Origin of the sequence: Clostridium sp. AF20-7, assembly GCF_003479275.1 — a bacterium.
In the GTDB taxonomy this organism is placed as follows: Bacteria; Bacillota; Clostridia; order Lachnospirales; family Lachnospiraceae; genus Otoolea; species Otoolea fessa.
Map to the genome: position 1 here is coordinate 252401 of NZ_QUGF01000004.1, position 18793 is coordinate 271193.

Consider the following 18793-nt stretch of genomic DNA (forward strand, 5'->3'; position numbering starts at 1 on the left):
ATAAATTCTCTCACTGCATCTAGTGAATAGGCACATATGCCGCAAGGAGAATATCCCCTTGTCCGAAATCTATAATTTCGCTATATTTGAGATTAAGATTTTCAAATCTGAAAGCAGCACCGCAGGTCGCACAATACAGGCAAACGTAATTGCCTGTATAGAAGTGCGCTCTTAGCTTCGCTAAGAGAATTTACATTTCTAAATATTGTCTTACAACCTTCTGATCCTGCTCCGAAAAACCATACATATCGTAAAAAATCTGGTCAATTTCTTTTTCAAGATTATAGCTATCCTCTTGCTTACTTTTGAGTAGTAAAATATTGATTACAAGTTGCTCTATATGACTAGCTTTTTTTTCATCATAAATAAACGGAAGGGCATCAATGGCTGTCGAAGAATATGAATAATATCCCCCTTGCTTTAATGCTGCTGTATTATGTAAGTAAAATTCGCATAATTTCGAATTTAAAAAAGCCAAAATATACTCAATACTCACTTTCTCATCTTCTGATGTAACAGAAAACACTCTACCGCAGCTAAACGCAGCCCCTGAAATATCTAGTGAAAATTTATTTCCCTTAACTTCTCCTGGGCTTACTATTTTTTTCTTTTTAAATCTGGATAATTTTCCAAATCTAACTAATCCATACCAGCCTTCCTTATCCTCAAATACCTTTCTTGAATCCTTTCTTGCTTTAAGTTCTTCTTCATGCTCCATGATATATTCATAGGTCTGTGGATACAATTTTTCAATTTTCCACAGCGGTATTAAAACCGTATTGTTATCATTTTCAGTATAAGGATAATATATTTTTCTTGTTGGTTTTGCATATGCATATCGTAAACAACTATCTGCTCTTATGACTGGAATTGTCATTTCATCTTCAAAAGGAACCTTTTCATCTTTCATAAACATTAAGATATCATCTTTACCGGTAAATGCTCCAGCCCAACATTTTGCATATTTTTTTAACATATCCGATGTAGCCGTTTTCATTTTATTAAGACAATCTTTGACTTCTTTGCTTTTCAGTATCCATCCTTCTTCTTCTAACGAATTATACGGAATCTCGATAAATTGTTCGGACGACGGAACAATAAAAGGAAGTTTCGGGACTTTATAAAAACAAAAACTTTTTCTTCGTACCGATTTTTTCTCCAAAAAGAAAATACTCACATATGTAATCGCTCCATCAAAAACAGGCAAATCCGCAAAATCTACAATTTTATTTGCAAATGTGTTGTCACTAATAAATTTTCTAATAAGTGTTCCATAATCTGTTGTAAGAAATTGATTAGATGTAATAAAAGCTACTTTTCCTTCCATCTTAACTAAACTGTAGCCTAACTCTATAAACAATGTTGAAATATCAATTCTTTTCCATGCTGTTTTATAATTATCTTTATAATAATCAACATCCTCGTGGCTTAATTCCTGTACTCTGATGTACGGTGGATTACCGATAATACAATCAAAACCAAGAAAAGTTCCTTTCTCAGAAATAATTTCTGGAAACTCTATTGCCCATTCGAAAGAATCTTTGTATATATCTAATGCATAATTCGTTTCGTAGGCCAAATATAATTGGCTTCCTTTTGCTTTCATTACCATCTGCTGGCAAGCCATATTAAGATTATCTTTGATCTTTAAAACAATATTTTTAAGTTCATGTTTTTCACGTTTATCTGATGCTGAATGATACTTTTTTACTGTGTCCTTATAATTTTTAATCAACGCTTGATCTGTTTTTGAAAATCCAGCATCTTTCGTTCCAATATTCTGTCCTACCTGAAAATGAATCTTATGAATCAAAGAATTACCACATTTGATATTAATATCAATATTTGGCAATGTCTCCATAACACCATTTTCATAATAAGCATTTTTAAGCAGTTCTATCCACAAACGCAACTGACAAATAGCAGCAGCGTTCGGATTTATATCTACTCCAAACAGACAATTTTCAATAATTTTTCTTTTTTCTATAAAAAGAGTTTTCTGTATTGACTGTGAAAGGAAGTCATTCGGATTATATTTGAATTCTTTTCCTTGTCCATCAAACACACATAATACATCATCAATTACAGCTATTTCATATTCCCGGAACGGTGTCTTTCCATCATATTTCAACAGCACTCCTAGTTCCTTTTTTAAGGCAATAATTCTATTAAGTGCAGAAACCAAAAAATGTCCTGAGCCTACTGCTGGATCACAGATTTTCAAACTATCTATAATCTCATTTATTCTTTTTATCTGGGCAAAAGAATTTGTATCCATTGCAAATTTGACATCATCAATAGTCTTACAATGCCACATAAATTCCTTATTCAGTTTGTCAATAATCGTACTTTCAATAGTTTCCTGACAAATATATTCCGTTACAAAACTCTTAGTATAAAAAGAACCTTCTTTATATCCATTTATTTTTTCAAAAATCAGACCCAAAACAGATGCATCAATTATTTCACTGGAAGTAATTTTTTCATCTTCATTTATATTTTGTGCAGTAAAACTAAATGCATTTAAAAAGTCAATAATATATTCCAAAAGCGGTATGTTATCTGGACTTTTCTTTTCTAGAATTGATGCCTTCTTTTTCTGTATTGATTGATTTTTAATTTCGCGAATATTTACATACTTTGTTTCAACTTCATACCGCTCAAATAATGAACTATTCAAATATGGGATCTGTTCGAATTGCTTTAAAAATGATGAATCATCTCTTTCTCTTTTTCCAAGAACATCAAAGAAAATCGATTGAACGTCCTGAAAATCTCTTATTTTGTCATTATCCAAAATGCGGTATTCCGAACAATCTCCATTAAATGCGATAAGTTGTCCTTCAAAAAGCTTAATAAATAAAAGCCTATTAATCCATACCAACACAATTTCAAATGTTTCTTCTTTCGCTAGATTTTCCGGTTGCTCTTTTTCCTCAGTTAAAATTGAATACACCTGATTTGCCAAGGACCCTTTTACAGATGGATCAATAATAATTACATTTTTCTTATCTACTTTTGCCTCTTTCAACCCCATAAGATAAAGTAATTCTTGATAAAATTTTCCATTCAATACATGAGTTTTTGCAATCTGTTTATATCCATCTTTCAGCAAATAGTCACGTTTAAATATCTTGAACAAATACTGCCATTTTGATTTTTTTGAATACATCTTATCAATTTCAAAATAAACATACCTCAATTTTTCAGTAATATCTATCTGTGAAAAATATTCAGATAATGCACCATAAAATTTATTTACATCTCTATATGGCAACTGATTGTTTTCAAACTTATAAAAAAGTTTTTCGATATAACCTTCACACAATTTGTCTAAATTTTGAGCATTAATCAATACCCACGTCCGAGAATCCGTAATAATCAATCTACGTATTTCTGAATTATAATTATTTTTAACCTTTTCCCCAGAAACATCTCTGGTTTCGCAAAGATAATAATACACTATTTCCCATAAAGCCTTTCGGTTAATATCATCTTCCATGACCATTTCCGTTTTATTTGCCGGTTTTTTCATTTCTAAAATTGCATACAAAATATTATTATACATAATAGCACTATCTACTCTTTTGTATGCATTAATCTCAAATTTGGGGTCAGAATAAAAAGTTGCTTTTAAAAATCTATTTACAATATTTTTAATGTGTTCTTCTGTTTCATTATTCTTTACTGCAGAATTAATCTGTTTCATATACGACAACAGATTATTTCCAAAACTTTCGAGGATTACTTTATCTAATCTCAATTTATAATAACGTTCATCAAATCGCTTTAATGCAGCTTCTATAGATTCTTTCGCCATTTACAATCCCTCACTAACTTTCTGTAAACTCCATAATATCATCAACAGTACAATCTAATTCCTTGCATATTTTTTCAATAGTTTCCATTGATACATATTGATTTTTCCCCAGTCTGGCAAGTATATTTCCACTAATACCTGCAATGTGTTGTAGCTCTATCCGCTTCATATTTTTATCTATGAGCAACTTCCATAATTTGTTGTAACATACACCCATAAGTTACCTCCGCATTTCTTACCTTTTTATTGTATCACAATTTCGTTAGGTTGAATATCTTTTTAACTGAATGGAATTTCTTCCTCATCCGGTACATTCATGAATCCATCTTTATCCGTTCCACTGCTAGCTGCTGATTCTGTAGATATATCACTATTTTTATTTTGAGCAAATTCATGTTCTTCCACAATTATCTCTGTAGTATAAATTGTCTTTCCATCCTTATCCTTGTAATTACCTGTACTAATTCGACCTGCAATCACAATTCTCATTCCTTTGTAAAGATATTTCTGTGCAAACTCCGCATTTTTACCAAAGGTAACACAGGAAACAAAATCGGCTTCCTGATCTCCATCTTTTTTATATCTACGATTTACAGCAAGTGTATATCTTGCTACCGCCATATCATTCGCCTTTCCTGCATATTTCAGCTCTGGATTCTTTGTCAATCTTCCCATTAAAATCACTTTATTCATAATTTTTTGTCCTTTCCGGGTCTACACCCTCTGTAAAATTGTTTATTCACATGGTTAAGTATATTTTGTGTTCTATCCTGTCCATTCGCAGTCGTTTCAGGCTGCCTCTGCCTGTATATTACAGGCAACTGACCATCTGGCTTTGGTCAGCCCGCCCATCATCGGGAGTGTCATTATATCCTCGCTCGCTTCCAGAAAAGAAAGGTTATGGCATAGGTCTGTTAAATTTTCAGGCACACTTTTTAATTTTCAAGGTACATTGAAGAAACAATCATGCTGTCCGCTAATTTTTACGGTATAAAAATCACGAAATGTAATTTTTTTCTTGCAAATTGTCCTCTAATTACTAAAGTCAAGTGAGTAGAGCAAATGCAAAAATTATTTTTACTTTTATTTTCGTTAGTCCCTTCATTTACTCTGTACTGAGAGCAGACAAAGTAGACATATTTTGAAAATTATTTAAAAAATAATTGTTTCCCCACTTATAAAGCCTAAGAAATGGTATTTACCAACCCCTTTTACAAGTTTTTTATACATAAATGAACTATTCTTTCACTGTTTTCATATTTCGAAAAATATTAAGCCGATTTTTTCCACTAATCACACGTGGCAGATGACATAATGTCATATTATTTTGAAAAAAGAAGCATCAACCACCATTGCAGTCAATGCTTCTCCGTATTACTTTTCACTTACGAAAGAGATTTCAATATGTTTTTTGTTATTTTTCGTAACTTCATACCATCCTTTAACCCGAGACGATAAAAGAATTCCTCCGTATCTGCCCCACTGTTGAATATAGCATCACAATATTTTGTGATTGCTTCTTTCTGCTCCGGCAAAAGTGAAGCTATTACTCTTTCGTACTCTTCCTCGACTTTATCTGGTTCTGTATCTGTCTGCTGTTTTAATTTCCAGTCCGTATATGCTTTCCCCATGTGTTCTGTTATTGCCAGATTTAAAAATTCTTCAATTTCTTTTGTCATTTTCATAGATTCTCACCTACTCTTTCTCAATCCTGCATCTCATACGCCCTCCTATACATATACCAATTCGCTCAATACAATTTCCTGTACACGGTTCCGGATATTATTTGCTCTGCGAACCCATTTCATAGGATTCTGTGCTTTCAAGTCTTCTGTTACGCCTTCAGCACTTCGTATCTGTGCTTCAATCAGCTCAAACCGTTCCTGTGCCTGTTCATTCACATCTGCCAGATGACTGTCCAGCCTGGCGGTCAGAAGAAGACAGCTATACATTCCTGATTTATGTTCTTTCAGATATTCCTTCCGAAGCATCCCCCAGTAGCCAATCGGTCTAGTTTCTTCTGGTAAGGATAACACTGGCAGATAATAATCTCCTACCAGTACATAATCCAATCCATTATTATCATCATGTATCTTTTTTCTTAATTCGCTCATGTGCTTGCCTCCCTCAGATTTTCCTTTGTTCACGTAAATACGCTTCAAATATGCTTCTTCGAATCAGCACTTTTTTCCCGATTTTATATACCGCTCCTGCTTCATGCGCCATACGAACAACGGGTTTGATTCCAAGTCTGTAGTATTCGCACGCCATGTTATAGGTCACGTAGTCATGACTCATAAATTCCAGATCTTCATCATCAATTTCATCTGAAAACATCCATACATTACCGCTCATCTTTTATCTCCTTCCCCTTTCCTGTCGCTGGTTTATGGAATCGTTCCAGATAGGCATCAAAAATATCCCGGTTGATCAATACGGTTCCATCTATTCTGTAAATCGCACCTGCATCACTGGCGAGTTCAAAAAGTTTCTTATGAGAAATACTGTAAATAATCTCTGCCTGTTGATAACGTAGATACTGTCGGCGCAATTTCCTAAGCTGCTCCGGTACTTCTTTCATACTTGTGATTGGTTTATAATTTTTATCCATGATGCTTTCCTCCAATATTTGATTTACTGTTTTACAGAAGTTGACTGCCGGGATATATTTTTTAGTACGAAAAAAAGCACCTCTTAGATTAACTCTAAGAAGTGCTCTTGTTGTCATGCATATCAATCATTGATTCAGTGAATCAATTTTGATTTCATTCTCAAACCTGTGTCCTTTCACCTGAAATTCGTCATGCTTCATAACGATTCATTATTATCCCAAATTTTGTTGTCAACTATGGTCTGACATCATGGTTTTAGAGATTTTATATTTAATTTTAGTACAGCTTAGCACCTGCCGGAATACGGTCATCTACCATAAGAAGATTTAAGCCTTCACGACCATCTTCTTCGTGTACTGCCGAAATCAGCATACCGCAGGAGTCAATTCCCATCATCTTTCTCGGCGGAAGATTTACGATAGCGATGCAAGTCTTTCCAACCAGTTCTTCCGGCTCATAATACTCGTGAATACCGCTTAAAATCGTGCGGTCTTCGCCTGTTCCGTCATCAAGGGTAAACTGCAACAGCTTCTTTGACTTCGGTACTGCTACACATTCTTTTACCTTAACGGCTCTGAAATCTGACTTTGAGAATGTGTCAAAATCAACTGCTTCCTCAAATAAAGGCTCAATCTTTACTTTTGAGAAATCAATCTTTTCCGGTGCTGCTTCTACATTTTTTTCTGCTGTTTCAGAAGCCTGATTATTTACATCATTTTTCTTATTTACACCATCTAAGGACTTCATTGTCGGGAAAACTGATTCGCTTACCATACTATCCCGTACTGTCGGGTATTATACATTATTTTCAAAAAGACTTCAACCTATTATAAGGTATTATTCAGTATGTATTTGTTGTAGTTCTGTTGCACACCACATAATTCTGTTGCACCTCATAGAATCAAGCCCACAAGGACTCTTTCCTAGAATATGTCTAAATTATGTGATAATTTTTCTATTGCTTCTGTTTTTTTCATATCGGTGACTTCGGCATATATATCCATCGTTGTCTCAATATTTGCATGTCCCATAACTGCCTGTATCACCTTAATATTCGTTTCATTTTCGCAGAATCTCGTACAAAAAGTATGTCTCAAATGATGGCAGGAAAAATGTGGAATAATGATCGGCTCCCTTTTCTCCTTTTTTGCTTTCAAAATTTCTTCTGCATTATAGTTTTCCCGGATGCGTTTGATCGTCCGGTTGACTGCCTGCGGATTATGAAGATTGCCAAACCGATTTGTAAATATAAATCCCTCCATACCGTCCAGTGTAACGGTACTGAATCCATTTTCTTTCTGATATTCATACTCTTCCATAAAAGCATTATATACTGGCTCCATCATCGGAACTGTACGAATACCCGCCTCTGTTTTAGGTAATGAAACAGCAAATTCGCATTTGGTTGTTTCTGCTCTGCGTGGATAATATGTAACACTATGATTAATATTAATCAGTCGTTTCTCTAAATCAATATCTTCCCATCGAATCCCAATAATCTCACCTATACGACACCCTGTACCTAAAAGAACGGTAAACAATGGTGCCCAATGATTAAATACTGGACTGTTCGATGTATAATTCATAAATGCTCTCTGCTGTTCTACTGTCAACGCATGTCTCACTCCATGATTCCTCCCTGGTTTCTTTTTTATTTCTGACATTACACCATGAGATGGATTGTTTCGGATAATATCATCTCTCACTGCTAACTGAAATGTTGGATGAAGCACCGTATGAATCGTTTCTAATGTATTAACCTGTAATTTCCTTTCATTTATCAAATGATAATAAAAGTACAGTACATCTGAATATTTGATTTCTCCGATTTTCTTCTTTCCAAAACTGTCTCTGACGTAATGATCATACATGTACATATAATTGGTATAAGTTGTTCGCCTCAACTCTGTTTTCGTAGAAATATATCTATCAAATACAAAATTAAGATTGGCATTTCCCGCAGCATACACATCAAGACCATCTAATTGGTCTTTTAACAATTTCTGCTCTTTTTCCCTTAACTTAACTAAATCCTTAGAATATGTATATTTTCTTTTTCCAAATGGATCTGTATAAGTGTATATGTACATCAGGTCGGACTGGCGTTGACTCTCGCCTTTGCGTAAGGCCCTGCCTCTATTATCTTTTCTTGCTTTTGCCACTGTAACTCCTTCCTAATGTAGCAAGGAGTCCTTGTGTTACTTTTCTGGCATCTGATATAAAAGATCAATACCTTTTTGTATCGCTTGTGTTGTAGTCAGCTCATGCTTCGCTGCATACTCTGACAATTTCTGATATTCTTCCTCTGTTAAGCGGAAACTTACATTTTTCTTTTTAGGGGATTCTGCTTTCGGTCTCCCCATTTTAGCCACCGTATGCACCTCCTTCATAGCTTGATTACATTATACTTTTTGTCATGCAAAAAGTCAATACTTTTCGTAGCACAAAAACTCTTGCAATACTATTTATCATTAAATACCGGTTCGGAATGTTTCCAGATATGCCTCAAAAATATCACAATTCACCAGTACCAATTTATCCAGCTTATAGACAGCATTTGCTTCCTTTGCCATTTTTTCAAACTTACTTTGACACATGCTGTACATTTCTGCACCTTCTTTATAACGAACAAATCTTTTCCTATTTATAATATGTCTTTGCATTCTTTCGCTCCTTTCCCAATTTATAACAATCCCACAGGCAGCCATCGGGTAATAGCTTCATTGGTATTTCACCATCTTTCCAGACCGGGCAGCTTTCCCGGAAGTATCATTATCAGAAACAGTATCTTCGCCACAAAAATCCCACTTCCTGATTACAGCCAAATATTTATCGCTCGTGCCTTTACTTCAATATCATTTTGATATTTCTTCGTTTACAACATTTCTACTTTGCGTCACGATGTCGCAAAGTTATAATGCAGACAGTCTTGGCGTATTTGCTATATAGCTCCTCTGTTTCATATGTCCTGCAGAATAAATATTAAATTTTCAAGGTACAAACAACGCTAAATAGCTTTTTCAGCAGAAAGGGATGCTTTCAAATGTTTTTTAGCGAACTATTTTAAATCCAATAATTGTTTTTATCAATTTTGTTTCCAGACGTCTGCGAAGTGTTTCATCTACACAATAATGAACACAGCCATACTCATCATACATTTTTCTGACCGATAATTTTGCAATATATCCTTCATAATGTTTCAGAATTTTATTTATCGCCTGAATGTCACCCTCCAATGCTCTTTCGATTACCCAAAACGGTATCAATTTTTTATTATTTACGCTTTTTTCTTCCGTTTTCACCTACATTTTCCTCCAGCATAATCTTTAGTATTTCAAGCGATCGTGTACGATGCTCATGTACCGTACTTCTGACAAGGTTCAGTTTTCTTGCTATATCCGCATCATTCATTTCCATAAAGTATGACAAAAGAATAATGTCCCTTTTTCTCTCTGTCAGCGCAGTTAATGCTTCTGCCAATAGAGCATTTTTTACCTCCACATCATAACCACCTGCTCGAAAATAGCTTTTTTCCAATTCATATTCATCAAATATAGAAAGGCTCTCCATCTCTTGTTCAGATAATTCTGAAAACAAAGTTTCGTGTTTTCTAAGATAAGCTAAATGTCTTTCATAATCCACTATTTCGCCCTTTAATGCCAATTTGCATTTTCGATCAAACTGGTGCATTACCGTTTTCTCATCGTAGGAAGAAGATTGCTCCATAGAGTTCACCTCCTTCCCGACCATGAGATATGAGCAAAGGTCTTTTTCCCTTTCACCCTTATCCCGATTGGGAAACCCCCATTGTTCGGGTTTAAAAGAAAAACTCTATAAAAAGTTCTTATGATATACAAAAAAACGTCCCTATGGATTGAAATCCATTGGACGTTTTCATATAAATAATCTAATATTCAAAAATAATTTTCTCCCTCCATTCCATATAATAAAAAAAGCGGAAACAATTTTTTATCATCTCCGCTTATTCTTGCTCTTTTCAATTTTATATTTCAAAATACCAACATACTGAGAGATTAAAATTATAAAGGAAGTCAGTGCAACTAAGGAAAGTATGTCTAGTATTCCTGCAAGTGTACAACAACCAGCAAATACAATAACAGCAATTAAGACTTTCATGGTTACTTTTTTGCAGTGTTCTTTTTCAGTATCATCAAGTTCTCGATTAATGCACTCTACTGGTGCAGCTTTCAAGATCAGTATCGCACTTACTAATATAAGAAGCCACGCTGTACCTACCGTAAACTTATATTTACTGTTAAAATACATTGCTATTATCTGTACAGTGACTGAACATATAAAACATGATCCAAAACTGTTAAGATGCACGCCACCGGCATAAGTCCGTAGCAACATAAAAATCCCAGTAAATATTGCAAATTCCGGAATCATATGCATATATATTGCTATACTCAAACAAGTTACGAAACAGCATAGCATCTCAAGTCCAATCTGAAAGCCATATTGATATATATCATATGATTCCGAGGAAACTGTACCAGTCTTAATAACATATTCTGTTAATTTTTCTGACAGCCGTCTCATTTCAAATCTTTTTAAGTTTTTTCAAGTTCTTCGGAACTTTCGGCTGGTGAAAGATATAGCAACATGCGCTATCTGCTGATACTTTTCCAAGTTTTAAAGATACATTTGCCAGTGCTTTCGCTGACTGATTTTTTACATTTTTCATAGTCATAGTAAAACTCTCCTTTCGTCTTCTTTTTAAAACAATACTACAAAAATACATTCCATTTCTTTTCCTGTAAAAAAAACGAGTATTCATGTAACTTTTTCCTGGGGCACTACAAACATCAATATTTCCTAACAAAAAAGGTTGCAATGAATTCATTGATCATTACAACCTTTTTGAGAACCATATTTTTTCAAGTACCATACCCACAATAATATCTCTTCTATTTTTTTTTGATATTCCTGTAAATCCTCCACATTCTCCAAATAATCATACACTCCAGCCTTCAGTATTGAAAAAATATCCTGCTTTGTCCCATTTTCAATCAGAGCAAGAATTGGAATTGTATTTCCCAACATTCCTTTTACTCTGATAATAAATTCAAATGTTCCTTTTTCAACCATTTTTTTATTAAAATACATAATAATAACATCTGGATTAAAATGCTTATCATCGTTCAACCAATCATAGGTACACCACCTCAATTTATATTTTCCTTTTGTTATTTTACTTGTAGTTTTAAATATTTCTCTATGGTCACTAAATAATAATATTTTTTTCATTTTACCCTACCATGACATTCAAATCGTAAAATTATTTTTATATTTTATCATGTTATTTCAAATATTATTTACGTGGTAATAATTCCGGCTATTCATGTAATTATTCCTTTTCTCCATACAACACAACTCTCACTAGAAATCTTTCTGGTATAGAATCGTCAACTGTAACCGTTCCATTGTACTTTGCTACAGCTCGGTAAACCGACGGCAAACCAACACCATGATTTCCAGCATCGGATTTCGTAGATTTCAGTCTCTTATCCTTCATTTTGATTAATCGCCCCTGGTAACTATTCATTAAAAATATCAACAGATTACCTCTATCATATTTCATTTGGATTTTTATGTACTTCTTCTTTTTTGCCTTTTCAGCCGCTTCTACAGCATTTTCTAATAAATTCCCAAGTATTAGACATATATCTGCACCCTTAAACTCCATCTTCATAGGAACCTTTATGTTCAAGGAGAAATCTATCCCTTTCTTTTGAGCTGTTACATACCAATATCCAAGTAGAGAATCAATTACAATGTTACCACTATTTGCAACCTCCGATATTGATAAGCCACTTTCTTCCATTATATCTTGGATAAATTCTATGATTTTCTCATCTTCTCCTTTCTCTGCATAAGCAAGAATAGATACTAGATTATTTTTCATATTATGTTTTATGTCCCTTAATTGCAACATAGAAAGTTCTCTTTCTTGTTGATGACGTTCACATAATTCCAACTGTTGTTCATAAACAGAAGTCATTCGTCTTAGTTGTAAATCATCCATCAATTTTACATAAATATAAAAAATCAGTACATTTAAGCACAGCAAAATAATTGCTGCAATTGCCGAATGAAAATATGCACGATCATTATTTATTTTGTAACTAAACAAAAAAATTTCGTTCATAACATAGATACTTCCAATTGGAATCAGAATTAACATAATACTGTGTTTAACAGAAAACTCTGTAATTCCACCTGTTAAAAATACCTTCCTTAAAGCAAAAATAATTAATAAAAATAATATTTTCGATATAATTGATCCCAAGATTCCATACATCTGAGAATACATAAATTGATTACAATAGATTGAGAGTATATATCCGCTTACCGTTTCTATCATCATCCAAATTGCGTTAAACGCCAGAACAAAAATACATTTGTTCCAACCTCTTCCTTCATAAATACACATCACTGAAATAAATGTTATTACAATAGTAATGATTATATTTATATAAACCGGTAATGTACTAGCATTCAAAAGCAGCAACTGCCAAACTACAAAAATGATGTATCCAATCACAATTGCTATTTTTTTCTTTCTTCTTGTAAAAAACATTGAAAAATAGTAAGAAAAAAGAAATATCGCAAATATTACAAGCAATATCGCTATCACATTCAGCAACATTTTATTCACCAACATAAAACGTATCCCCCATCGAACAGTACTGTTTATTCTTCTATCTTCACTAATTGAAATCTTCTTTTCATTATGGAAATCATATGAATTATTACCAAAGTTTCTATCCGCAAAGTAGTCCATGCTAACTGTTATCGAGACTCCTTTTTTTCCTATTAAAAATATGGAAAAAGCCAAAGCAGATACACTAAGAAAATAATATACGAAGTATATCAACCTTACCATAATCTATTTATACATCAACATAAAAAGTGTCCTCCATTTCACAGTACTGTCCACTGATAATCTTCCGCCTGTCTTCGCTAATAGGTATTCTTTTTCCATTATTCAACACTACAAAATCATATCCTATTTCTTCTACATGTTTATAACTTACCAAAAAAGACTGATGCACCCGCAAAAATGCCACTTTACTCCGTTCCAAACTTTTTTCAATATCATTAAGCTTTCCATAAAGTTCAAAATTTTCTTTTTCTGTAATTATCTTTACCTTTCTTCGATTACTCTCGAAATAAAGGATTTCCCCAATTGGAATTTTATGATTGATCCGTTGGTAACTATATCGAAAATAACTGTCAGTACTACTTATTTCTTCATAGGCTGCTTGCAAACACCGTTCCATCATTTCTCTACTGACAGGCTTCACCAGAAAACGAAAAGGTCTGATTTCAAACGACTCCATCATATAATTTTCATGGCTTGTAACATAAACAATCAAAACACTTTTATCAATCTTCCGAATTCTCCGTGCTACTGTAATGCCGTCTTCCTGTCCCATCTCTATATCCAGAAAGATAATATCAAAAGAATTACCCATTTCTACAGAATCAACCAAATGTTCTCCTTTCCAAAAAACATCCGTATCTACTGGCATAAAATTTCTTTTTGCTATGTTTTGCAACATAGTTTCTATTTTCCCTGTTGTAGAAACAACATCATCACAGATTGCTACATTTATCATTTTCCCTGTCCTTTTTCTTTTTCTCTTCATTTTTTCTAACAATCTGCAAAAGCGACCAGACCAATTCTTGATCATATTGATCTAATGTCTTGTAGACTTCAATCATATCATAATACTCATCCAATGTTTCATTGAGTTTAATCTGTCCTGTTAAATCCCTTTTTACATCTGACATCCCTAACAGATAGTCTGTTGTCACATTAAAATACTCTGCCAGCCTTTTGAGAATATCAACTTTAATCACTGTCACATCTTTCTCATATTTACTAAGCATCTGCTGAGTAATTCCCAATTCTGCAGCTAATATTTCTTGTATGATTCCTCTTTTTTCCCGAAGATTTTTTATACGACTTTCCATAATCCTATACTCCTTATTTTTATTCTAATATCATGCTACCCTTTTCTTGTTTTCATGATACAAATAATAGAAGTATTCATTTACATTGATTAGTGTTGTTGTCTTAGCCTCTAGCTTGTTTTTTCCTGATATAAAGCACGTTTCCGGATCTTGAGTTTAAAAAATCATTAAAATGTTTGCCAACTGTACAATATCATTTATTTACTAACTCCCCTAGAGCGTGTTTGAAAAAGGCTTTCTGCAAGATGTGCGTCACAATTTGTAGGAGATTTTGTTCGGATGAGGGCATCGTAGCGGGCTACGATAACCGAATTCGGGCAAAATATACCACAAAGTGGGGCGTACAGATTGCGGGAATGATTTTTCAAACACGCTCTAGGCTCATTTTTTTCACTGGCTCACTCGTAAACGGGTCTATATATTCTTTCTATCTTCTTTGCATTTTTTCTACTACATTTACATAATATCCACCACACTACACTCAAAATATCTATTTCCATATTTATATTCTAAATTTGCATATCTCTCAAAAATTATATATGTACTTTTGAATTTTAAATATATTATAAATTCTAATACCCTTATCCTATATGTTATTTACAATTCCATGTTGTATATGATAGACTGTCAATGCTAATTTGATCGGCCTCCCTTGTCGCATCACTAACAGATGTTTTATTTCTTTTCTAAGGCTACATTTTGGGAAGCAACCAAAAATATGGGTTTAGAAAGCATAACCTTACCATAACAATATAAATAGTAAGATAAACAAGATCATTTTCTCGATTATCTTACTATTTTTATTAATTAATTATACAACCATACAAACCGAATGGACTCCAAATAAATACTTGTGTAAATTATATCTGCAAGTTCATCTTTGGAAACATTTCTATTTTCTTCTCCTATACATCTCCCCACTTCCTTACTATGTAAAAATGTCATGATTATTCGATATTATTACATCAAGGAAAAAACAACATATTATAAAAGTATTATTATAGTGTAAGCATTAAAATTTTCGAAATTATATTAAAGAGTTAGATTTTGTATAAGTGTATATTTTATCAATAAATTGCAAGATATTTCACCAATGCAATATCTATAATCGTTATATTATTGAATATTCCGGCTTGGATGTCCATGCTGTCCGGTGATTAGGAAACCGATTGGCAAGTATATAGAATACAAGTTACCAATGTAAAGTCGGCTAACGCCCCGCAAAGCGGCTCTGGGCTTGACATAGGCTCTATTTCTTATTATAGGTAATCAAGCCAATCAAAGTTGGTTTCCACTACGCCGGAATCAAGGTTTCTTGACGCAAGAATATTCATATTATGGATGGAGATGATAAACTTTATGTTACATTTAGCTATTTGTGATAAATCATTAAATGATATCGAACAAATGGAAAAATACTTGGAGAATATAAAATTCTTTAATTTTGATTATGAAGTTTTTGAAAACGCAAAAGAATTATATAAGTATCAAACACAACACCATGAAAACTTTGACATATATATATTAAGCATAGAATTGGAAGACATGTTGGGGTTGGAAGTGGCCAGAAAATTACGTGAAGATTCTCAAGAAGCTTTGATTATTTTTGTATCAAATGATGCAAAATGCGTTTTTGATGTTTTCGAAGTTTTTACATTTGCTTTTTTGCTAAAACCTTTAACTTACAATAAATTTAGCACAACATTATATAACGCATTTAATTATTTATACAGAACTAAAAGGCTATTTTTATTCAGTTATCGCAAATGTAACTATAGTATATTATGTCAATCTATTCTATATATTGAAAAGTTAGGAAGAAAAGCCTTTATCCATACAACTGATGCAAGAGTTTATCAATGTAATATCACATTGGAAAAAATTTGGGAACAGTTAAATCCATCGAAATTTGCAGCTATTCATATATCTTGCATTGTAAACCTGACAGAAATTGCCAGCATTAAATGTGATCAATTAAAATTGAAAAATAATGAAGTATTGTATGTTGCAAAAAAATATCGCCAAGAAATCAAATCACGTCATTTACAAAATTTAAAGATGAAAAAATTGTAAAAATTTATATGCAACTACAAAATGTTAATACTTCTAGGTATTTGGAAATAGAAAACGATATATTAAAAAGGGGGATAAAAATGCCAAATAATCATATTCAGGATATTATTGATAGTGTATTACCACAAATTTCATTTAAAAGTAACAAAGTTCTCATAAGCGAAATTGGCGATGGCAATTTAAATTATATCTATAGGATAAAAGAAATAGGAACCCAAAAATCCATTATAATAAAAGTTGCACAATATGAAAGTAGAATATCTAAAGATATACTATTGGATATTTCCAGGAGTTATTTTGAATATTCCTATTATAGTTTAGAAACAGTAAAAAAATCAAATTTTTCGCCGCAGATTTTATATGCAAATCCTCAAGCTGGAATAATCGTTATGGAAGATTTAGTAGATTATTGTAGTTTGAGAGAAGCTCTTATTTCTATGAAAAAATACCAATGTATTTCTGATAATATATCAATGTATTTACGTTGCGTATTAATTGAAAATGCAACATTTAACCCAAACGATAAACTAGAAAAACTCAGATATAAGTTTCGAGGAAATAGGTTGTCAGAATTAACAAAGCAACTTATTTTTATCGAACCGTACAATAATATAAAAAAGAGAAATAAAGTTCCTGCTGAATTAGAAAGTTGGGTAAAAGAACACATATATCATAATGATAGATTGAACGCTAAAGTAGAAAGTTTACGGGAAGTTTTTGAAAATGAGGAACAATCTATTATTCATGGAGATTTACACACGGGTTCATTTATGGTAAATAATGATCAAGTAAAAGTAATCGACCCAGAATTCGCCTGTTGGGGACCAATAGGGTTTGATCTTGGATGTCTTTTGGCAAATTTAATAATTGATTATTTATTTCATTTGACAAATAATGAAGAATACTGTTTGTTTATTATTAAAATAATTTACAATATATTATCAACCTTCGAAAAAGATTTATCAGAAAAAATACCAAAAAATTATAAAACTATAATGATTGATAGTGCTGCATATGCCGGAACTGAAATTATACGAAGAACTATTGGCATTGCATTAGCAAAAGAGGTGTCAATTATGGATGAAAAAGGTAATAACATTGCATTTAGAAAGAATTTACTCATTATAGGTATTGACCTTATAACAAACAGTGAAAAATATGGAAGTTGCGAGAATTTTATTAAGCGAATTAAAAAATTACATGTAAATTGATTTGTTAAGAATATATTGTTCAAAAAGCGAGCCGGTGAAAAAATCTCTGTAAAATAAACATCATCAAGGTCTTCTATGATAAAATATTAAAATCATAGGAGGCCTTTTATTATGGCAAGACAAAAGAAACCTGTACATCGAGTATAAATGACAGAGGGAAAACGAAATATTATCCATCAGCTCCTTGAAGAGTATGATATCCAATCTGCTGAAGATATTCAGGACGCACTCAAAGATCTCTTGGGCGGTACCATTAAGGAAAGATGGAAGCAGAAATGGATGATCATCTCGGCTATGAAAAATCAGAGCACTCAGATAATGATGATTATCGCAATGGTTATAAACGTAAACAGGTCAACAGCCGGTACGGCTCTATGGAAATCGAAATGCCGCAGGATCGCAAATCAACATTCGAGCCACAGGTAGTAAAGAAACGTCAGAAAGACATTTCCGATATCGACCAGAAGATCATTTCCATGTATGCCAAGGGAATGACTATCCGGCAGATTTCAGAAACTATCGAGGATATATATGGATTTGAGACTTTGGAAAGCTTTATTTCTGATGCGACCGATAAGATCCTGCTACAGATTGAAGACTGGCAGAACCGACCGCTGGACGTAGTATATCCCATTCTCTACATCGATGCGATCCTCTACTCTGTAAGGGACAACGGCGTGATCCGAAAGCTTGCAGCTTACGTAATTCTGGGAATTAACACAGAAGGAAAGAAGGAAGTTCTGACTATTAGTGTGGGTGATAATGAAAGTGCAAAATACCGGCTTTCTGTTATGAACGAGCTGAAAAACCGGGGCGAAAAAGATGTACTGGTCATCCGCGCAGATGGCTTAACCGGCATCAAAAAAACTATTGCTGCAGTTTTCCCTAAAATCGAATATCAGTGCTGTATCGTGCACCAGGTAAGAAACACCTTAAAATATGTCCCTGATAAGGACAGGAAAACATTTGACACGGACCTGAAGACCATTTATCAGGCGTCTGACGAAAAAAGCCCTGGCAGCCTTAGACCGTGTAACAGAAAAAGGCTCTCCTAATGACATTTATTTATCATA

22 protein-coding genes and 2 pseudogenes are annotated in these 18793 nt (G+C 33.2%); 4 read left to right on the forward strand and 20 right to left on the reverse strand.

Translation table 11 applies throughout. The features are described from left to right. Nucleotides 1-190: 190 nt before the first annotated feature. The 20 genes from DWX68_RS05565 to DWX68_RS15075 form a co-directional block, all read right to left on the reverse strand. Nucleotides 191-3820: a DNA methyltransferase gene (locus DWX68_RS05565; protein ID WP_118628805.1), complete on the reverse strand. Its 3630-nt coding sequence runs from the start codon at nt 3818-3820 to the stop codon at nt 191-193. A gap of 13 nt (nt 3821-3833) precedes the next feature. Next, on the reverse strand, nt 3834-4037 hold the full coding sequence (locus tag DWX68_RS05570; RefSeq protein WP_118628806.1) for a helix-turn-helix transcriptional regulator: 204 nt from the start codon (nt 4035-4037) through the stop codon (nt 3834-3836). Between the two features lie 62 nt (nt 4038-4099). Further along, nucleotides 4100-4513, reverse strand: coding sequence for a single-stranded DNA-binding protein (locus DWX68_RS05575; RefSeq protein ID WP_118628807.1), 414 nt, complete (start codon nt 4511-4513; stop codon nt 4100-4102). Nucleotides 4514-5205: 692 nt separating this feature from the next. Beyond that, a complete protein-coding gene (locus DWX68_RS05580) occupies nt 5206-5505 on the reverse strand; it encodes a hypothetical protein (RefSeq protein ID WP_243027565.1) in 300 nt (99 codons plus the stop codon). Between the two features lie 45 nt (nt 5506-5550). Next, entirely contained in the window at nt 5551-5934 is a 384-nt protein-coding gene (locus tag DWX68_RS05585) for a TnpV protein (RefSeq protein ID WP_118628808.1), read from the reverse strand. Nucleotides 5935-5947: 13 nt separating this feature from the next. Then, nucleotides 5948-6175, reverse strand: a complete 228-nt coding sequence (locus DWX68_RS05590) for an excisionase (protein WP_055195496.1) — start codon at nt 6173-6175, stop codon at nt 5948-5950. Continuing rightward, complete coding sequence (locus tag DWX68_RS05595) at nt 6165-6548, reverse strand: DUF6462 family protein (protein WP_347475164.1); 384 nt, start codon at nt 6546-6548, stop codon at nt 6165-6167. The genes DWX68_RS05590 and DWX68_RS05595 overlap by 11 nt, the downstream gene beginning before the upstream one ends. A 160-nt stretch (nt 6549-6708) precedes the next feature. Beyond that, nucleotides 6709-7179, reverse strand: coding sequence for a methionine--tRNA ligase subunit beta (locus DWX68_RS05600; RefSeq protein WP_118628810.1), 471 nt, complete (start codon nt 7177-7179; stop codon nt 6709-6711). Between the two features lie 176 nt (nt 7180-7355). Further along, on the reverse strand, nt 7356-8594 hold the full coding sequence (locus tag DWX68_RS05605) for a site-specific integrase (protein WP_118401237.1): 1239 nt from the start codon (nt 8592-8594) through the stop codon (nt 7356-7358). A 36-nt stretch (nt 8595-8630) separates the two neighbouring features. Next, the gene (locus DWX68_RS05610; protein WP_226855577.1) at nt 8631-8804 is read right to left on the reverse strand and encodes a CopG family transcriptional regulator; all 174 of its coding nucleotides are present in this window, start codon (nt 8802-8804) and stop codon (nt 8631-8633) included. Nucleotides 8805-8903: 99 nt separating this feature from the next. After that, a complete protein-coding gene (locus tag DWX68_RS05615) occupies nt 8904-9095 on the reverse strand; it encodes a DUF6462 family protein (RefSeq protein WP_015543500.1) in 192 nt (63 codons plus the stop codon). Between the two features lie 387 nt (nt 9096-9482). Then, nucleotides 9483-9734 carry a helix-turn-helix domain-containing protein gene (locus DWX68_RS05620; protein WP_044924637.1) on the reverse strand — a complete coding sequence of 84 codons (252 nt, stop codon included), beginning with the start codon at nt 9732-9734 and terminating at the stop codon, nt 9483-9485. Continuing rightward, the gene (locus tag DWX68_RS05625) at nt 9706-10158 is read right to left on the reverse strand and encodes a sigma factor-like helix-turn-helix DNA-binding protein (RefSeq protein WP_118401238.1); all 453 of its coding nucleotides are present in this window, start codon (nt 10156-10158) and stop codon (nt 9706-9708) included. The genes DWX68_RS05620 and DWX68_RS05625 overlap by 29 nt, the downstream gene beginning before the upstream one ends. 246 nt (nt 10159-10404) lie before the next feature. Then, nucleotides 10405-10995, reverse strand: coding sequence for an accessory gene regulator B family protein (locus DWX68_RS05630; RefSeq protein WP_118401239.1), 591 nt, complete (start codon nt 10993-10995; stop codon nt 10405-10407). Nucleotide 10996: 1 nt separating this feature from the next. Beyond that, nucleotides 10997-11140 (reverse strand): cyclic lactone autoinducer peptide, encoded by a 144-nt coding sequence (locus DWX68_RS05635; protein ID WP_243027566.1) that lies wholly within the window; start codon nt 11138-11140, stop codon nt 10997-10999. A gap of 155 nt (nt 11141-11295) precedes the next feature. Next, on the reverse strand, nt 11296-11703 hold the full coding sequence (locus DWX68_RS05640; protein ID WP_117801568.1) for a response regulator: 408 nt from the start codon (nt 11701-11703) through the stop codon (nt 11296-11298). Nucleotides 11704-11803: 100 nt separating this feature from the next. Next, complete coding sequence (locus DWX68_RS05645) at nt 11804-13240, reverse strand: GHKL domain-containing protein (RefSeq protein ID WP_243027568.1); 1437 nt, start codon at nt 13238-13240, stop codon at nt 11804-11806. A 109-nt stretch (nt 13241-13349) separates the two neighbouring features. Then, on the reverse strand, nt 13350-14078 hold the full coding sequence (locus DWX68_RS05650; RefSeq protein ID WP_117801569.1) for a LytTR family DNA-binding domain-containing protein: 729 nt from the start codon (nt 14076-14078) through the stop codon (nt 13350-13352). Next, a complete protein-coding gene (locus DWX68_RS05655) occupies nt 14056-14436 on the reverse strand; it encodes a helix-turn-helix transcriptional regulator (RefSeq protein ID WP_117801570.1) in 381 nt (126 codons plus the stop codon). The genes DWX68_RS05650 and DWX68_RS05655 overlap by 23 nt, the downstream gene beginning before the upstream one ends. 197 nt (nt 14437-14633) lie before the next feature. Beyond that, nucleotides 14634-14783: a DUF6783 domain-containing protein gene (locus tag DWX68_RS15075; protein WP_322099874.1), complete on the reverse strand. Its 150-nt coding sequence runs from the start codon at nt 14781-14783 to the stop codon at nt 14634-14636. On the opposite strand from DWX68_RS15075, the pseudogene DWX68_RS15080 reads away from it, so the two are divergent. From DWX68_RS15080 to DWX68_RS05670, 4 genes and pseudogenes are all read left to right on the forward strand, one after another. Continuing rightward, nucleotides 14721-14900 (forward strand): annotated as a pseudogene (locus DWX68_RS15080) (DUF6783 domain-containing protein); the annotation flags it as partial. The gene DWX68_RS15075 and the pseudogene DWX68_RS15080 sit on opposite strands and share 63 nt — an antisense overlap. An 895-nt stretch (nt 14901-15795) precedes the next feature. After that, on the forward strand, nt 15796-16509 hold the full coding sequence (locus DWX68_RS05660; protein WP_182432141.1) for a LytTR family DNA-binding domain-containing protein: 714 nt from the start codon (nt 15796-15798) through the stop codon (nt 16507-16509). 80 nt (nt 16510-16589) lie between these two features. Continuing rightward, nucleotides 16590-17720, forward strand: a complete 1131-nt coding sequence (locus DWX68_RS05665; RefSeq protein WP_182432142.1) for a phosphotransferase — start codon at nt 16590-16592, stop codon at nt 17718-17720. Between the two features lie 147 nt (nt 17721-17867). Continuing rightward, nucleotides 17868-18773: pseudogene (locus DWX68_RS05670) on the forward strand (IS256 family transposase); the annotation flags it as partial. Nucleotides 18774-18793: the final 20 nt, after the last annotated feature.

What these genes read in the sequence shown, in the direction of transcription:
- DWX68_RS05590 (WP_055195496.1), bottom strand. Translation starts at nt 6,175, where the DNA reads ATGAGCGGTAATGTATGGATGTTTTCAGATGAAATTGATGATGAAGAT.
- DWX68_RS05655 (WP_117801570.1), bottom strand. Translation starts at nt 14,436, where the DNA reads ATGGAAAGTCGTATAAAAAATCTTCGGGAAAAAAGAGGAATCATACAA.
- DWX68_RS05650 (WP_117801569.1), bottom strand. Translation starts at nt 14,078, where the DNA reads ATGATAAATGTAGCAATCTGTGATGATGTTGTTTCTACAACAGGGAAA.
- DWX68_RS05575 (WP_118628807.1), bottom strand. Translation starts at nt 4,513, where the DNA reads ATGAATAAAGTGATTTTAATGGGAAGATTGACAAAGAATCCAGAGCTG.
- DWX68_RS05585 (WP_118628808.1), bottom strand. Translation starts at nt 5,934, where the DNA reads ATGAGCGAATTAAGAAAAAAGATACATGATGATAATAATGGATTGGAT.
- DWX68_RS05660 (WP_182432141.1), top strand. Translation starts at nt 15,796, where the DNA reads ATGTTACATTTAGCTATTTGTGATAAATCATTAAATGATATCGAACAA.
- DWX68_RS05665 (WP_182432142.1), top strand. Translation starts at nt 16,590, where the DNA reads ATGCCAAATAATCATATTCAGGATATTATTGATAGTGTATTACCACAA.
- DWX68_RS05580 (WP_243027565.1), bottom strand. Translation starts at nt 5,505, where the DNA reads ATGAAAATGACAAAAGAAATTGAAGAATTTTTAAATCTGGCAATAACA.
- DWX68_RS05630 (WP_118401239.1), bottom strand. Translation starts at nt 10,995, where the DNA reads ATGAGACGGCTGTCAGAAAAATTAACAGAATATGTTATTAAGACTGGT.
- DWX68_RS05640 (WP_117801568.1), bottom strand. Translation starts at nt 11,703, where the DNA reads ATGAAAAAAATATTATTATTTAGTGACCATAGAGAAATATTTAAAACT.
- DWX68_RS05635 (WP_243027566.1), bottom strand. Translation starts at nt 11,140, where the DNA reads ATGAAAAATGTAAAAAATCAGTCAGCGAAAGCACTGGCAAATGTATCT.
- DWX68_RS05615 (WP_015543500.1), bottom strand. Translation starts at nt 9,095, where the DNA reads ATGCAAAGACATATTATAAATAGGAAAAGATTTGTTCGTTATAAAGAA.
- DWX68_RS05565 (WP_118628805.1), bottom strand. Translation starts at nt 3,820, where the DNA reads ATGGCGAAAGAATCTATAGAAGCTGCATTAAAGCGATTTGATGAACGT.
- DWX68_RS05570 (WP_118628806.1), bottom strand. Translation starts at nt 4,037, where the DNA reads ATGGGTGTATGTTACAACAAATTATGGAAGTTGCTCATAGATAAAAAT.
- DWX68_RS05595 (WP_347475164.1), bottom strand. Translation starts at nt 6,548, where the DNA reads ATGACAACAAGAGCACTTCTTAGAGTTAATCTAAGAGGTGCTTTTTTT.
- DWX68_RS05645 (WP_243027568.1), bottom strand. Translation starts at nt 13,240, where the DNA reads ATGGACTACTTTGCGGATAGAAACTTTGGTAATAATTCATATGATTTC.
- DWX68_RS05600 (WP_118628810.1), bottom strand. Translation starts at nt 7,179, where the DNA reads ATGAAGTCCTTAGATGGTGTAAATAAGAAAAATGATGTAAATAATCAG.
- DWX68_RS05625 (WP_118401238.1), bottom strand. Translation starts at nt 10,158, where the DNA reads ATGGAGCAATCTTCTTCCTACGATGAGAAAACGGTAATGCACCAGTTT.